The organism is Pseudomonas sp. GW821-FHT05H12, from assembly GCF_059419385.1.
In genome coordinates this window covers 1-15,584 of the sequence record NZ_JBWKRS010000019.1, presented here as the reverse complement: position 1 = coordinate 15,584, position 15,584 = coordinate 1, and the positions used below count along the sequence as shown (strand labels likewise).

Below are 15,584 nucleotides of genomic sequence, written 5' to 3'. Positions count from 1 at the left end.
CCCCCCCCCCCCCCCCCCCCCCCCCCCCCCCCCCCCCCCCCCCCCCCCCCCGGGCTCCTACAGTGAGGTGTTGTGGTCAAGTGCGGTGTTTCAACAGCACTTGGGCCCACCCTTGCCACCGTAACGGGCTTCCTGGCGTTCCCGGAAGAACGCCTTGTAGTCCATCACCGGTTTGTCCGGGTGTTTGGTTTGCATATGCTCGACGTACGTGTCGTAGTCGGGCATGCCGACCATCAGGCGCGCGGCCTGACCGAGGTATTTACCGAGGCGACTGATGTCATTGAACATGGTTGCAATCCTCGATCATGCGTCCGGTACGGCCTGGAACGGGGCTTCTTTATCCGTGCGTTCCTTGTTGCCCCAGGCGGCGACGCCGACCTTGAGCGCATAGAACAGGATGCTGAATACCACGAACAGGAACAGCGCCGTCAGCGTTGCGTTGGTGTAGGCGTTCCAGATCACGTGCTGCATCTGGTCGACACTTTTGGCCGGGGCCAGGATCTGGCCGTTGGCCAGGGCATCACTGTATTTCTTGGCCAGCGACAGGAAGCCGATCGCCGGGTTGGCGTCGAACAGCTTGATGAAGCCTGCGGTGGTGGTGCAGATCAGCAGCCACACGGCCGGCAGCATGGTCACCCAGATGTAGCGCTGGCGTTTCATTTTGATCAGCACAACGGTGGCGAGCATCAGCGCGATACCGGCCAGCATCTGGTTGGAGATACCGAACAGCGGCCACAAGGTGTTGATACCGCCCAGAGGGTCGATCACGCCTTGGTACAGCAGGTAACCCCACATCGCCACGCAGCCTGCGGTGGCGATCAGGTTGGCCGTCCACGACTCGGTACGCTTGAGCGACGGCACGAAGGAGCCGAGCAGGTCCTGCAGCATGAAGCGCCCGGCACGGGTGCCGGCATCAACTGCAGTCAGGATGAACAGCGCTTCGAACAGGATCGCAAAGTGGTACCAGAACGCCATGGTGTTTTCACCCGGCAGCACGCTGTGCAGGATCTGCGCGATCCCCACCGCCAAGGTCGGCGCACCACCGGCACGGGCCAGGATGGTGGTTTCACCGATGTCATGGGCCACAGCGGTCAGCGCCTCGGGCGTAATTGCAAAGCCCCAGCTGCTGACGGTTTGCGCCACAGCCACCACGTCACCACCGACCACGGCGGCCGGGCTGTTCATGGCGAAGTACACGCCCGGCTCGATCACCGAGGCAGCAACCATGGCCATGATGGCCACGAACGACTCCATCAGCATCGCGCCGTAACCGATGTAGCGTGCGTTGGTTTCGTTATCCAACAACTTGGGCGTGGTGCCCGAGGAGATCAGCGCGTGGAAACCCGAGACCGCGCCACAGGCGATGGTGATGAACAGGAACGGGAACAGGCCGCCTTTCCACACCGGGCCGGTGCCGTCGATGAATTGGGTCAGGGCCGGCATTTTCAGCTCTGGCATGGTGACCAGGATGCCGATCGCCAGGGCGATGATGGTGCCGATTTTCAGGAAGGTGGAGAGGTAGTCACGCGGCGCGAGGATCAGCCACACCGGCAGTACCGCAGCGACGAAACCGTAGCCGATCAACATCCAGGTGATCTGGATCCCGCTGAAGGTGAAGGCCTTGGCCCACACCGGGTCGGCGGCAATCTGCCCGCCCAGCCAGATCGAACCCAGCAGCAACAACACGCCGATGATCGAGATCTCGCCGATGCGGCCCGGGCGGATGTAGCGCATGTACACGCCCATGAACATCGCGATCGGGATGGTCGCCATCACGGTGAAGATGCCCCATGGGCTCTCCGCCAGGGCCTTGACCACGATCAGCGCCAGCACCGCGAGGATGATGATCATGATCAGGAAGCAGCCGAACAGCGCGATGGTCCCCGGGATACGCCCCATTTCTTCGCGGACCATGTCCCCCAGGGAACGGCCGTTGCGACGGGTGGACAGGAACAGGACCATGAAGTCCTGTACCGCACCGGCCAGCACCACGCCGGCAATCAGCCAGAGCGTGCCGGGCAGGTAGCCCATTTGCGCAGCCAGCACCGGGCCGACCAGCGGGCCTGCACCGGCAATCGCCGCAAAGTGGTGACCGAAAAGGATGTGTTTGTTGGTCGGCACATAGTCCAGACCGTCATTGTTGAGCACTGCGGGGGTGGCCCGCCGTGGATCGAGTTGCATCACGTTATTCGCGATGAACAGGCTGTAGTAGCGGTATGCAACCAGGTAGATGGCCACCGCAGCGACCACAATCCACAAGGCGTTGATCGCCTCGCCGCGGCGCAAGGCCACTACGCCCAGGGCGCACGCTCCTACGATTGCCAGCACCAGCCAGGGTAGGTGGCGTAGCAGGCTATTATTATTTTTCATTTTTATATTCCAGCCAGGGTGGACAGAAAGGACAGCCATCCCGAGTTTAGCGCTGTTGGCTTCAAAGACCACCCCCCTACGTTGGTCTAGAGCCTTGCCATGGCAAAAAAAGCAGAAATAAAAGCCGGGTGATGGCGCAAGGCTACAATCCTTCTATTCACAGAGGGTTTAACCATGACCGAGCAACCGTCTGACCGCCGCCGTTTTCGACGAATCGCCTTTGATGCCAGGACAACCATTGCCCAGGACAGCTGGAATTGGCCGGTGCAACTGGTGGATTTGTCGTTGCGCGGGTTGCTGGTGGAGCGCCCTGACGACTGGCGGGGCAATGGCAAGCGCCTGTTTGACGTGGATATCCGCCTGGACCCACAGGCGCATATCAAGATGCAGGTGAAGCTGGCCCATGACGATCACGGACAGCTGGGTTTTGTGTGCGAACACATTGACCTGGATTCGATCAGCCACCTGAAGCGGCTGATCGAGCTGAACCTGGGCGATGAGGATGAGCTGCACCGCGAATTGGGTGCCTTGCTCGAGGTTTAGCCGTCAGGGAAAAGCCGCACGGGCCGGGAAGTCGCCTTCCGACTCCCAGAAGCCGGCTTTCTGAGTCGACGCGGCCTGCCACAGGTCGTCGGCAAAACGGTAGGTGGTGTAACGGGTGACGAAGTCTTCGTCGCCGTCACCGTCCATGAAGGACGACACTTGCAGCAATTCATCCACCCCGCCAGCGGCTGGCGTGGCAGCCTGCCAGGCGGCCTTGCCGGTCTGGGCCAGGATCAATGGCTTGACCTTGCCGTCGGTGCCTTTGCAGTCCATCCGCTTGAGGTGGTGTTTGGCGGGCATCAACAGTTGTGTGGCCGGGCCACTGTAGCTGCCCATCGGTGCGGTCTGGTCGATGACCAGGAAATACACCGTCTCCGGCAGGCCTTTGAGCGGCGCCTTTTTAACCTCGGCCAGCGGGTAGCCGAGGTCTTCGTGGGCGATCACGTCGCCGGAGGCCGACACTAACCGCACTTGGGCCTCGAGCAGCGGGTTTTCCACCAGGTCGCCGGGCTCGTCGAACGAGTCCTCGTCCAGGCCATTGCCCCAACTGTCCTTGTGCAACTGAGCGCTGATGCGCTGGTCTTCGAGCACCTGCAGGACACTGCCGTCATCCGTTGCCAGCTTTTGCGCCAGACGGTAACCGGCGGGCAGCTCGGCCCACGCCAAAGCAGGCAGCCCGGCCAAGGCGACAAACAGGGCGACTGCGCCCCAGCATTTCGAACGTTGCATGGCATCCATCCCTGGTTTATTCAAAAAGTGCATCCAACGCCTGCTCAAGGCGTGTGACAGCAATGATCTGCAAGCCCGGCGGCGACTCTTTCGGCGCATTGCCCTTGGGCACGATTGCGCGTTTAAAGCCGTGCTTGGCCGCTTCTTTCAACCGTTCCTGACCGCTCGGCACCGGGCGCACTTCGCCCGACAGGCCGACCTCGCCGAACACCAGTAGGTCGTGAGGCAGCGGTTTATTGCGCAAGCTCGACATCACCGCTGCCATCAACGCCAGGTCGGATGCCGTTTCCAGCACCTTGACCCCGCCGACCACGTTGAGGAACACGTCCTGATCGTGGGTCGGAATGCCGCCGTGGCGGTGTAGCACCGCGAGCAACATGGCCAGGCGGTTCTGATCCAGGCCCAGCGTGACCCGACGTGGGTTGGCCAAGTGGCTGTCATCCACCAGCGCCTGCACTTCCACCAGCATCGGCCGGGTGCCTTCCCACGTCGCCATCACCACACTGCCCGGGACTTCTTCCTGAGCACGTGTGAGAAAAATCGCCGATGGATTGGAGACTTCTTTCAAGCCCCGGTCGGTCATGGCAAACACGCCGAGCTCGTTCACGGCACCAAAGCGGTTCTTCACGGCGCGCAACAGCCGCAGACGGCCATCGGACTCGCCTTCGAAATACAGCACGGTGTCGACCATATGTTCCAACACCCGTGGCCCGGCCAGCGCGCCCTCTTTGGTCACATGGCCCACCAGGAAGATCGCCGTGCCGCTCTGCTTGGCATAGCGCACCAGCAGCGCCGCACTTTCGCGCACCTGGGACACGCCGCCAGGTGCCGATTGCAGTTGTTCGGTAAAAATGGTCTGGATCGAGTCGATCACCATCACCTTGGGCTTTTCGATACGCGCCGTGGCGATGATGCTTTCGATGCAGGTTTCGGTCATGACCCGCAACTGATCCTGGGGCAGCCCCAGGCGCCGCGCACGCATAGCCACTTGTTGCTGGGATTCTTCACCGGTGACGTACAGCGCCGGCATACGGCTGGCAATGCTGCACAGGGTTTGCAGCAGGATGGTCGACTTGCCGATGCCCGGGTCGCCGCCGATCAGCACCACCGAGCCGTCCACCAGACCGCCGCCGAGCACCCGGTCCAGCTCACCGGAAGCGGTGGAGAAACGCGGGATTTCTTCGACGCTGACTTCGGCCAGGGTCTTGATCTGCGCCTGCTGCCCGGTCCAGCCGGCACGGCCAGTGGGAGCTGCGGCGCCGCCGCTTTCGATCATGGTTTCAGTCAGGGTGTTCCACGCACCGCACTCGGTGCACTGGCCGGCCCACTTGGGAAAGGTCGCGCCGCACTCCGTGCAGCCGTACATGCGCTTGGCCTTTGCCATTTGAGAACCTCCAACCGAAAAACCGCGATGATAGCTCAGCGCGGCGCCGAGGTCCGGATTTCACCACTGGCCAAGCGTGAAGCGCTGTTACCGATCGGGTCTTCGGCATTCAGGTCGGCGCCCTTGGCCTTGAGGGCATCGAGCAGCTCGACCCGCTTGAACAGCCCGGCGTACATGGCGGCGGTCTGCCCGGCACCATTACGCTGGTCGGGGTTGCAGTCGGTGGCCAGCAGGCGCTGGGCGATTTTCAGCTCACCCTTGAAGATCGCGCCCATCAGCGCAGTGTTGCCGCGTTTGTCCTGCACACAAGCGTCGGCGCCGGCGCTGAGCAAGCGCTCCACGAACGGACCCCGGCCGTGGTAGGCGGCGAGGATCAGCGCGGTGTAGCCCTTGTCGTCCTGGGTATTTAGGCTGTAGCCGGACTCGATAAAGGTGTTGAGCATGTCGAGGTCGCCACGGCGGGCGGCGTCGAAGTAATAATCCTGCAGTTGTGCCTTGAGCTTCGCAGGGTCGGCGGGCTCGGCCCATGCGCCGAACGTCAGGCAAACCAGCACGGCGCCCATCAAAATTCGCATAACAAATCCTCCCTAACGCGCACCCTCCGTAGGAGCCGGCTTGCCGGCGATGAGGCCCTTGAGGTTTGCATTACGATCAAGGACGCCATCGCCGGCAAGCCGGCTCCTACAGGGGTGTGGGGTTAGTCGGTGAGTTTTTCGGCCAGCGCTTTCACGCGTGCCAGGTCGCCCTTGGCCACTTTGGTCACGCCGGTGCCGTACTCCGGGTCCGCCTTGTAGAGGAACGACAGGATGATGTGCTTGCTCTCGTCATCGGTGGTGGCCAACGAGCCGCCGAAGTTGTCGATCAAGTCCTGACGCTCTTTCTTGCTGTAGCTGCGATACAGATCACCGGCCTGCTTGAAGTTCTGCTCACGCTGGATCTTCGCCTGCTGGGTGCTGCCCGACAGCGCCAGCTGGCTGTAGCGTGCGGTTTGCGGTTCTTCCCGGGGTTCCAGGCGACTTGGCTGGTAGTTCACGCCGCTGGTGGTCTTGCCGATGTTCATCGCACCATCCTGGTTACCGTTATTAACGGTCACCCGGGGAGCATTGATCGGCAGTTGCAGGGCGTTCGGGCCCAGGCGGTACATCTGGGTGTCGGCGTAGGAGAACACCCGGCCTTGCAGCAGGCGGTCTTCCGACGGCTCGATACCCGGCACCAGGTTCGCCGGGGCCATGGCCACTTGCTCGGTTTCCTGGAAGACGTTCGCCGGGTTGCGGTTCAGGACCATCTGCCCCACTTTGCGCTCGGGCACATTCGGCCAGATCTTGGTGGCGTCCAAGGGGTCGAAGTCGAACTTGGCCAGGTCTTCAGGCTTGAGCACTTGCACGTACAGATCCCACTTGGGGAAGTCGCCCTTGTTGATATGGGTGACCAAGTCATGGGTCATATGGCTGTAGTCACGCCCCTGAACGTCGATAACTTGTTTGGGGTCGAGGTTCTTTATGCCTTGCAGGCTCTTCCAGTGGAACTTGACGTAGTGCACTTCACCCTTGGCGTTGATCAACTTGTAGGCATGTACGCCATTGCCGTCCATTTCCCGGTAACTCGCAGGGGTGCCGGAGTCGGAGTACAACTCGGTGAGCGTGCGAGTGGCTTCCGGAACATGGGAGAAGAAGTCAAAACGGCGTGAGTCATCGTCCAGATTAGTGCGCGGGTCCGGTTTGAACGCATGGACCATGTCCGGGAACTTGATGGCATCGCGAATAAAGAAGGTCGGGAAGTTGTTGCCCACTAAATCCCAGTTGCCTTCGGCGGTGTAGAACTTGGTAGCGAAGCCGCGCGGGTCACGCAGAGTTTCAGGCGAGTGGTTGCCATGCACCACCGCAGAGAACCGCACGAACACCGGGGTGGATTCACCGGCGGCAAACACCTTGGCCTTGGTCAGGTCGCTGAGGTTATCGGTGACCGTGAAGGTGCCGTGGGCCCCGGTGCCACGGGCATGCACCACACGCTCCGGGATGCGCTCGCGGTCAAAACGCTGCAGTTTCTGGATCAGTTGCACATCTTGCAGCAGCACCGGGCCATTGGCGCCGGCCGTCTGCGAGTTCTGGTTGTCACCGACCGCCGCGCCGTTATCGCGAGTCAGGTTGGCGGCCTGCACGGAGAGGGACAGCAGGCTGGCGGTGGCCAATGCCAGCGCGACTCGCGCTGAAACAGGCCTGCGACTCATGGGGGTTTTCATCGAGGTTTCCTCTGGTTTTTTTAATGCACATTCAGTTGTGCTTGCCAGAGGCTAGTGATCCGAGCGCAGGAAGATAAATAGAAAAGCCGTACCAACCCGATTAATAAAATAAGGTGGTAACCCACTGAAACCACGGGTATTTCGCGCGCGATTGGTGGCACTTTGCAAACTATTTGCGATTTAATGTGTCGATAAAAACTAACAGTGTTAACAGTTGTGTCGCGCAAGCCCTCTACGACTGAATTACACTGACTTCCACCCTTCTCATCTGTAACAAGGAATAACCTATGGGCGTGATCAGTGAGTTCAAGGCCTTCGCGGTCAAAGGTAATGTGGTCGATATGGCCGTCGGTATTATCATCGGCGCCGCCTTCGGCAAAATTGTTTCCTCGTTTGTAGGGGACGTGGTGATGCCACCTATCGGCCTGCTGATCGGCGGCGTGGACTTCGGCGACCTGGCCATCCAGCTCAAGGCCGCACAAGGCGGGGCGCCGGCCGTGGTACTGGCTTACGGCAAATTCATCCAGAGCATCATCGACTTCGTGATCATCGCGTTTGCGATTTTCATGGGCGTGAAAGCCATCAACCGCCTCAAGCGCGAAGAAGCCGTGGCACCTACCCTGCCGCCGACTCCGACCAAAGAGGAAGAGCTGCTGACCGAGATTCGGGACCTGCTCAAAGCCCAGAACAACAAGCCGCTTTAATCGCGGACCCAAAAAAGGCGCCTTTTGAGGCGCCTTTTTTCTACCAGTAGTTTTCCACCGCCACCTGGCCGGGGCGTCGGCTCAGGCTCAGTTGCATGTCGCGCTGCTTGAGCAGTTGGCGGGTGTCGTCGACCATCTGCGGGTTGCCACAAATCAATACGCGGGAGTGCTCAGGGGTCAGCTCGACACCTGCGGCACGCTCCAATTCACCATTTTCGATCAGTGTGGTAATGCGCCCATTCAACGCGCCCGGATGCTGCTCACGGGTGACGATCGGAATGTACGTGAGTTTGTGCGCGTACTCGGCCAGGTACTCACGCTCGCCCAGTTCCTTGATCAGTGACTGGTAGGCCAATTCCTTGGCTTCCCGGGCGCTGTAAACCAGTACGATGCGTTCGAATTTTTCCCACACTTCAAAGTCCTGCAGGATCGACAGAAAGGGCGCCACCCCGGTGCCGGTGCCCAGCAGCCACAAATCACGCCCATCGACAAAGCGGTTCAGAGTCAGGAAACCCGTGGCCTGGCGCTCCACCATCAAGGTATCGCCCACCTGCAAGCGACTCAGCTCGCTGGTGAATTCGCCGCCCGGAACGACGATAGAGAAGAAGTCCAGATGCTCATCAAACGGTGAAGACACCAGGGAATAAGCGCGCCACACGGTACTGCCATCGGCTTTGGTAACGCCCAGGCGTACAAACTGGCCCGCCGTGAACCGAAAGCCGGGGTCGCGGGTGGTGCGCAAGGTGAACAGACTAGGGGTCAGCGATTGCACATCGAGCAAGGTTTGGCGGGTGAATTTCTCAGCACTGGCCGTCATGGGGAACTCCGTTTTGCACAGGCCCCTAGTGTCGCTCAAAACAACCCGTGCAAACACCGACGATTGGTACTGGCATTGTTGCGTTCAGGGTTTCTCCGGCCCTTTGAGTGGAATTGCGTTACGTTTTTGAAACAGTAATAGGCAAATAGTGCGAACTAATCATTTCTCTATTAGGAAGCTCGGAATAATTCGCTAGATGTCGCTGCACGCTTATTAGCTATCACTTTGGCACTAGTGATAAACCATTAAAACCAAAAGGTTTTTCTCGCAGACTGAATAATCCTTACCAAAAGCAGTGCGTTGTACAAGGCATAACTACCTAAAGCCTAGTTATCCATAACTTTTTTTTCACCAGCGTCAGTAGGCTATGTCCTACACTCATTTTCGTGCTGCTTTGGGGGATTAGGACGTACCCAAGTCACGGAGAAACCTATGGAGATTTACCCATGCTTAACTGGCGGAACACACGGCTCCCCAAACTGGAAGGCGAGAACGAGATCACCAGTGTGTTTGAAATGGTTGTCAACCACACCTACGAGCTCGGCTTCCAATTCTGCTCATTTACGATGAGTTCCCAATTACCTAAAAATCAAACTGAACCGATCCAGATAAACAATTACCCCAATGAATGGAACACCATTTACAAGCAAGCGCACTTCTATGATGTAGACCCCGTTGTTGGCCACTGTAAACGTTGCGTGCTTCCGATTGTCTGGGAGGAGAAAGCCTTCCATGCCACGCCCAACTTATGGGACCTGGCGCAATCGTTCGGTGTGCACTTGGGCTGGAGCCAATCAGTCCACGACTTCCAGGGCGTCTTCAGTATGTTGACCCTGGGGCGCGGCGAAGGTGATGTCAGCCCCCAAGAGCTTTACGAAAAAGCCGGCCAGGTGTTGTGGATGTGTCACGCGATGCACGCGGTGGTCGCCAAGAAATACGCAGACAAGCCCGCGCCTCAGGCGCCCAACAAACTATCCCCCAGAGAAACAGAGATTCTCAAATGGTCGGCCATGGGCAAGACCGCCGGGGACATCGCGACGATTCTTTGCCTCTCGGAACGTACGGTGGGCTTTCATTTGAAAAATTCGTTCATCAAGTTAGGGGTCAATAACAAGATTGCTGCAGTGCTCACGGCCTCGAAAGCAGGCCTGTTTTGAGTGACGTATCAATCCCCGCATGTAATTACATCGAAAAAAAAGTAACATTCGCAGCCAATTCTGAGTGGTGACGCAGTGCTTCAAGCACCGCTTCGCAGTCCACTCAGACGGTTCCGCCAGCACCTGCGCAGCCGGCCGAACACCCATCGATGACCCAGAGCCTCCCCCGCCATGCCCCTGCTCGACAGCCCCTTCGCCCAGCTCGATCTGATTCGCCAGCCAGAGCAACACAACGATCCATTGCAGGCCTTCGATGCGGCCGACGAGTATTTGCTCAGCTACCTGGCCGAACAGCAGCCGCAAGCCACAACCCGCGTGCTGGTGCTCAACGACAGTTTTGGCGCCCTGGCCGCCAGCCTTGAGGGGCACGTGCAGGTCACCACCAGCGGCGACTCATTCCTCGCCGCCCAGGGCCTGGAGAAGAACCTGTCGCGCAACGGCAAGGCGTTTGACGCGGTCACGTTCGTCCCGGCCAGCCAGGTGCCGAGCGGGCCGTTTGATCGCGTCCTGATCCGCGTGCCCAAGACCCTGGCGCTGCTGGAGGAACAACTGATCCGCCTGCAAGGCCAATTGGCGCCCGACGCCGAAGTGATCGCCGCCGGCATGATCAAGCACCTGCCACGGGCTGCGGGCGACTTGCTGGAACGCTACATCGGCCCGATGCACGCCTCCCTGGCCGTGAAAAAGGCACGCCTGCTGATCGCGACCCAAGCGGATCGCCCAACGGCGGTGTCACCCTACCCGACCCGTTATGCCCTGGAAGCGCCGGCCATCGAACTGCTCAACCATGCCAACGTGTTCTGCCGCGAAGGGCTGGACATCGGTACCCGTGCCTTCCTGCCCCACCTGCCCAAAAACCTCGGCAGCGCCCGCGTGGCCGACCTGGGTTGCGGCAACGGCGTATTGGCGATTGCCAGTGCCCTGCACAACCCCGACGCGCAGTACACCCTGGTGGACGAGTCTTATATGGCCGTGCAATCGGCTGCCGAGAACTGGCGCGCCGCGCTGGGCGAGCGTGAAGTGAGCGTGCGGGCCGGTGATGGCCTGGCCGGCCAGGAGCCCGGTTCGCTGGACGTGGTGCTGTGCAATCCGCCGTTCCACCAGCAACAGGTGGTGGGCGACTTCCTCGCCTGGCGCATGTTCCAGCAAGCCCGGGAAAGTTTGGTGGTCGGTGGCGCCCTGTACATCGTCGGTAACCGTCACTTGGGTTATCACACCAAACTGGCGCGGTTGTTCCGTGGTGTCGAGCAAGTCGCCACCACGCCGAAGTTCGTGATCCTCAAAGCGCGCAAATAAAAAAACCCTGCCGTTCTCGCAAAGGGCAGGGTTGAAAAGCCGGGCCGCGAGGCCCGGATCGGGATGTCAGTGGGTGGTCAGGCCGGCCGCATTCATGAACATGCGCATCAGGCTGGCCACGACAAACAGGGCCAGCACGCTGCCGGTCCAGATCATCGCCAACCACCCCAGGCGCCGCCACAACGGCTGTTTCTCGGCCTGTTCAATCTCGTGCAACGAAGGTTTGCCCGCCATGTCGCGACCCTCCTAGTGGTAGCCGTCTTCGTGGGTGACCTTGCCGCGGAATACGTAGTAGCTCCAGAAGGTGTAGCCCAGGATGAACGGGATGATGAATAACGTGCCCACCAGCATGAAGCCCTGGCTTTGCGGCGGCGCGGCGGCGTCCCAGATCGACACCGACGGCGGGATGATGTTCGGCCACAGGCTGATCCCCAGGCCGCTGTAGCCGAGGAAGATCAGCACCAGTGTCAGCAGGAACGGCGTGTAGTGAGCGTTACGTGCCACGGCGCGGATCAGCCCGTACATGGTCACCAGCACCAGGATCGGCACCGGCAGGAACCAGAACAGGTTTGGCAGGGTGAACCAGCGCGAGGCGATTTCCGGGTGTGCCAGCGGTGTCCACAGGCTGACGATACCGATCACGGCCAACACCACGAATGCCAGCGGCCGCGCCAGGTTGTGCATCTGTTCCTGCAACTTGCCTTCGGTTTTCATGATCAGCCAGGTGCAGCCGAGCAAGGCGTAGGCAACCACCAACGCCACACCGCAGAACATCGTGAACGGCGTGAGCCAGTCCAGGGAGCCGCCGGCAAACTGGCGGTCAACCACCGGTATGCCATCGATAAAGGCGCCCAGCGCCACGCCCTGGAAGAACGTGGCCGCGAGCGAGCCGCCGATGAACGCCTTGTCCCACAGGTGACGCTTGTGGTCCTTGGCCTTGAAGCGGAACTCGAAGGCCACACCGCGAAAGATCAGCCCGATCAGCATCAAAATCAGCGGCAGGTACAGCGCCGACAACACCACCGAATAGGCCAACGGGAACGCACCAAACAGCGCGGCGCCACCGAGTACCAGCCAGGTTTCGTTACCGTCCCATACCGGGGCGACCGTGTTCATCATCACGTCACGGTCAGTCTTGCCCGGGATAAACGGAAAGAGAATGCCGATGCCCAGGTCGAAGCCGTCCATGACCACGTACATCATGATGCCGAAGATGATGATCACGGCCCAGATCAGCGGAAGATCAATGCCCATCTCAATGCCCCTTGTGCTGGATGTGGGTGTGGTCGTCATCGCTGCCATCATCGGCGGCCGACAACGGACGGGCCGGCGTGCGTTTCTGGCCAGGACCACCGTGGGTTGGCTCACTGCCCTCATGGGTCTGCGGACCTTTGCGCACCAGGCGCATCATGTAGCCAAGGCCCGCACCAAACAGCGCGAAATACACCACCACGAACAACACCAACGTAATCGTCATTTGCGCCAGGCTATGCCCCGATGAAGCATCCGCCGTGCGCATCAGCCCGTAGACCACCCACGGCTGACGGCCGATTTCGGTGGTGAACCAGCCGGCGAGAATCGCGATCAAGCCGGACGGGCCCATCCACAACGCCAGGTACAGGAACGGCTTGGACGTGTACATCTTGTCGCCCCGACGCAGCCACAGGCTGAACAAACCGGTGAAGATCATCAGGAAGCCCAGGCCGACCATGACCCGGAACGACCAGAACACGATGGTGGAATTAGGCCGATCCTCAGGCGGGAACTCCTTGAGCGCCGGCACCTGTTTATCCAGGGAGTGGGTCAGGATCAGGCTGCCCAGGTAGGGAATCTCCACCGCGTATTTGGTTTTTTCGGCCTTCATGTCAGGCCAGCCAAACAGGATCAGCGGCGTGGGTTCGTTACCGATGTTTTCCCAGTGGCCTTCAATTGCAGCGATTTTCGCCGGTTGATGCTTGAGGGTGTTGAGGCCGTGGAAGTCACCGATCACCGCCTGGATCGGCGCGACGATCAGGGCCATCCACATCGCCATCGACAGCATCTTGCGAATCGCCGGGTTGTCCTTGCCGCGCAGCAAGTGCCAGGCCGCCGAGGAGCCGACAAAGAACGCCGTGGCCACGAAGGCCGCCGTGGCCATGTGCGCCAGGCGATAAGGGAATGACGGGTTAAAGACCACCGCAAACCAATCGGTTGGGATCACGCGGCCATCAATGATCTCGAAGCCCTGGGGTGTCTGCATCCAGCTGTTGGACGACAGGATCCAGAACGTCGAAATAAGCGTACCGACCGCCACCATCACGGTGGAGAAGAAGTGCAGGTTGCGCCCCACCTTGTTCCAGCCGAAGAGCATCACCCCCAGGAAACCGGCCTCGAGGAAGAAGGCCGTGAGCACTTCGTACGTCAGCAGCGGCCCGGTGACGGCGCCGGCGAAGTCCGAGAAGCGGCTCCAGTTGGTGCCGAACTGGTAGGCCATGACCAAACCGGAGACCACGCCCATGCCGAAGTTGACGGCAAAGATCTTCGACCAGAAATGGTAGAGGTCACGGTAGGTGTCGTTGTGGGTCTTGAGCCACAAGCCTTCCAGTACCGCGAGGTAACTGGCCAGGCCGATGGTGATCGCCGGGAACAGGATGTGGAAAGAGATGGTGAACGCGAATTGAATTCGGGCGAGATCTAGCGCCTCCAAACCGAACATAAGTCTTCCTCTGTCAGGTAATACCGGCTGCTGGCTGGGAGCCTGCACCCACTGCCCCCACGGATATGGAGTGTGGCGAATTCAAATTCGTTTCTTTTTTAACCAACCACGTAGGGAATCTGGCCTCGCGGCCGCCAGAGCAATCCCGGGGCGGGTTTTGATCTGGATCAAGCATTGCTGAAAGAGTAGTCCTAATTTTGACGTAGGACGGCGTGGTCTTTTGCCGCGTGACAGACTGCCTCAGCTCAGTTGTTGCAACTATCTGTTACAAGTTGATGATAATCTCGGCGCTCCCTCCGGCCCTGACCTGAACTCCCGATGCCTAGTGAACCCGCGTTGCTGTTGCGTCACCACCGCCCTTTCATCGCGTTCTGGCTGGCGCGTATCTTCACCGCCAGCGGGTTCCAGATGCTCACCGTGGCCATCGGCTGGAACCTCTACCAACTGACCGGCAACGTGCTGGACCTGGGCTTGGTCGGCCTGGTGGAGTTCGTGCCACGCGTGCTGTTCATGCTGCACACCGGGCACGTGGCCGACCGCTACGAGCGGCGCAAGGTGGCAGCCATCTGCCAGACCGTGCAGGCGTTGATTGCCTTGAGCCTGGCCATCGGCGGCCTGACCGGCAACGTGACCCGCGAGATGATCTTCATCCTCGCCTTCCTGCTGGGCGCCGCACGCTCCTTTGAAATGCCCACCACCCAGGCGCTGCTGCCGAGCATCGTGCCGACCGCATTGTTTCCGCGTGCGGTGGCGTCGTCACAATCGGCCCAGCAACTGGCGACCATCGTCGCACCCGCCCTCGGCGGTCTGCTCTACGCGTTCGGCAGCGTGTGGGTCTACGGCCCCACCGTGGCGCTGTACCTGATTGCCTGCGTGCTGACCCTGAACCTGCCTGCACGCCAGACCCCGTTGAACAAAGCCAAGGCCACCATGGACTCGCTGCTGGCCGGGATTCGCTTTATCCGCAGCCGCCCGGACATCCTCGGCGCCATCTCCCTGGACCTGTTCGCCGTACTGCTGGGCGGCGCCACCGCGCTGCTGCCGGTGTTCGCCAAGGACATCCTGCTGACCGGCGCCTGGGGCCTGGGCCTGTTGCGCTCGGCGCCTGCGGTGGGAGCGTTGTTGATGTCGCTGTGGCTGGCACGGTTCTCGGTTGACCGCCATGTCGGCCGGGTGATGTTCACCGCAGTGGGCGTGTTCGGCGTGGCGACCATCGCCTTCGGCCTGTCGACCTCGTTCTGGTTTTCCCTGGCCGTGCTGGTGGTACTGGGCGCGGCGGACATGATCAGCATGGTGATCCGCGCATCGTTCGTGCAATTGGAAACACCGGATGAAATGCGCGGGCGAGTGAGTGCGGTCAACGGCTTGTTTATCGGCGCGTCCAACCAATTGGGCGAGTTCGAGTCGGGCATCACCGCCCACTGGTTCGGCACCGTGCCGGCGGTGGTGATGGGCGGGATTGGCACGCTGCTGGTGACGGGCGTGTGGATCAAGCTGTTCCCGACCCTGGCCAATCGCGACCGCATGCATGTGCCGGTGGAAGAGACCAAGGCCTGACCCAAGCAACAATCCCTGTAGGAGCTGGGGTGGGGGGGGGGGGGGGGGGGGGGGGGGGGGGGGGGGGGGGGGGGGGGGGGGGGGGGGGGGGGG

The 15,584-nt window shown here is 60.7% G+C and carries 15 protein-coding genes; 5 read left to right on the top strand and 10 right to left on the bottom strand.

The annotated features are described in order from the left end of the window. Positions 1–90: 90 nt before the first annotated feature. The gene (locus tag AC07SU_RS17840; RefSeq protein ID WP_003194308.1) at positions 91–288 is read right to left on the bottom strand and encodes a YbdD/YjiX family protein; all 198 of its coding nucleotides are present in this window, start codon (positions 286–288) and stop codon (positions 91–93) included. Positions 289–303: 15 nt separating this feature from the next. Further along, positions 304–2,370: a carbon starvation CstA family protein gene (locus AC07SU_RS17835; protein ID WP_016973844.1), complete on the bottom strand. Its 2,067-nt coding sequence runs from the start codon at positions 2,368–2,370 to the stop codon at positions 304–306. A 174-nt stretch (positions 2,371–2,544) separates the two neighbouring features. On the opposite strand from AC07SU_RS17835, the gene AC07SU_RS17830 reads away from it, so the two are divergent. Beyond that, positions 2,545–2,913 carry a PilZ domain-containing protein gene (locus tag AC07SU_RS17830; protein WP_494997768.1) on the top strand — a complete coding sequence of 123 codons (369 nt, stop codon included), beginning with the start codon at positions 2,545–2,547 and terminating at the stop codon, positions 2,911–2,913. 3 nt (positions 2,914–2,916) lie between these two features. Here AC07SU_RS17830 and AC07SU_RS17825 read toward each other — a convergent pair whose 3' ends face one another. The 4 genes from AC07SU_RS17825 to katB all read right to left on the bottom strand — a co-directional run bounded on the left by AC07SU_RS17825 (position 2,917) and on the right by katB (position 7,265). Beyond that, positions 2,917–3,642, bottom strand: coding sequence for a hypothetical protein (locus AC07SU_RS17825; RefSeq protein WP_494997767.1), 726 nt, complete (start codon positions 3,640–3,642; stop codon positions 2,917–2,919). Between the two features lie 16 nt (positions 3,643–3,658). Next, entirely contained in the window at positions 3,659–5,026 is a 1,368-nt protein-coding gene (gene radA / locus AC07SU_RS17820; protein WP_176998461.1) for a DNA repair protein RadA, read from the bottom strand. 35 nt (positions 5,027–5,061) lie between these two features. Next, complete coding sequence (locus tag AC07SU_RS17815) at positions 5,062–5,601, bottom strand: ankyrin repeat domain-containing protein (RefSeq protein WP_494997766.1); 540 nt, start codon at positions 5,599–5,601, stop codon at positions 5,062–5,064. A 122-nt stretch (positions 5,602–5,723) separates the two neighbouring features. Further along, complete coding sequence (katB, locus tag AC07SU_RS17810) at positions 5,724–7,265, bottom strand: catalase KatB (protein WP_494997765.1); 1,542 nt, start codon at positions 7,263–7,265, stop codon at positions 5,724–5,726. Between the two features lie 287 nt (positions 7,266–7,552). Between katB and mscL the strand changes: the two genes are divergently transcribed. Continuing rightward, positions 7,553–7,969 carry a large-conductance mechanosensitive channel protein MscL gene (mscL, locus tag AC07SU_RS17805; protein WP_176998464.1) on the top strand — a complete coding sequence of 139 codons (417 nt, stop codon included), beginning with the start codon at positions 7,553–7,555 and terminating at the stop codon, positions 7,967–7,969. 40 nt (positions 7,970–8,009) lie between these two features. On the opposite strand, the gene AC07SU_RS17800 is transcribed toward mscL, so the two are convergent. Beyond that, complete coding sequence (locus tag AC07SU_RS17800) at positions 8,010–8,786, bottom strand: ferredoxin--NADP reductase (RefSeq protein ID WP_176998465.1); 777 nt, start codon at positions 8,784–8,786, stop codon at positions 8,010–8,012. Between the two features lie 446 nt (positions 8,787–9,232). On the opposite strand from AC07SU_RS17800, the gene AC07SU_RS17795 reads away from it, so the two are divergent. Continuing rightward, a complete protein-coding gene (locus AC07SU_RS17795; protein ID WP_494997764.1) occupies positions 9,233–9,943 on the top strand; it encodes a helix-turn-helix transcriptional regulator in 711 nt (236 codons plus the stop codon). Between the two features lie 171 nt (positions 9,944–10,114). After that, entirely contained in the window at positions 10,115–11,239 is a 1,125-nt protein-coding gene (locus AC07SU_RS17790) for a methyltransferase (RefSeq protein ID WP_494997763.1), read from the top strand. Positions 11,240–11,305: 66 nt separating this feature from the next. Here AC07SU_RS17790 and AC07SU_RS17785 read toward each other — a convergent pair whose 3' ends face one another. The 3 genes from AC07SU_RS17785 to AC07SU_RS17775 are packed head-to-tail and all read right to left on the bottom strand — an operon-like array spanning position 11,306 to position 13,934. Further along, positions 11,306–11,473 (bottom strand): DUF2474 domain-containing protein, encoded by a 168-nt coding sequence (locus AC07SU_RS17785; protein WP_176998468.1) that lies wholly within the window; start codon positions 11,471–11,473, stop codon positions 11,306–11,308. A gap of 12 nt (positions 11,474–11,485) precedes the next feature. Further along, positions 11,486–12,493 (bottom strand): cytochrome d ubiquinol oxidase subunit II, encoded by a 1,008-nt coding sequence (gene cydB / locus AC07SU_RS17780; protein WP_176998469.1) that lies wholly within the window; start codon positions 12,491–12,493, stop codon positions 11,486–11,488. A gap of 1 nt (position 12,494) precedes the next feature. After that, entirely contained in the window at positions 12,495–13,934 is a 1,440-nt protein-coding gene (locus AC07SU_RS17775; protein WP_058427712.1) for a cytochrome ubiquinol oxidase subunit I, read from the bottom strand. A gap of 318 nt (positions 13,935–14,252) precedes the next feature. On the opposite strand from AC07SU_RS17775, the gene AC07SU_RS17770 reads away from it, so the two are divergent. After that, positions 14,253–15,491, top strand: a complete 1,239-nt coding sequence (locus AC07SU_RS17770) for an MFS transporter (protein WP_176998470.1) — start codon at positions 14,253–14,255, stop codon at positions 15,489–15,491. Positions 15,492–15,584: the final 93 nt, after the last annotated feature.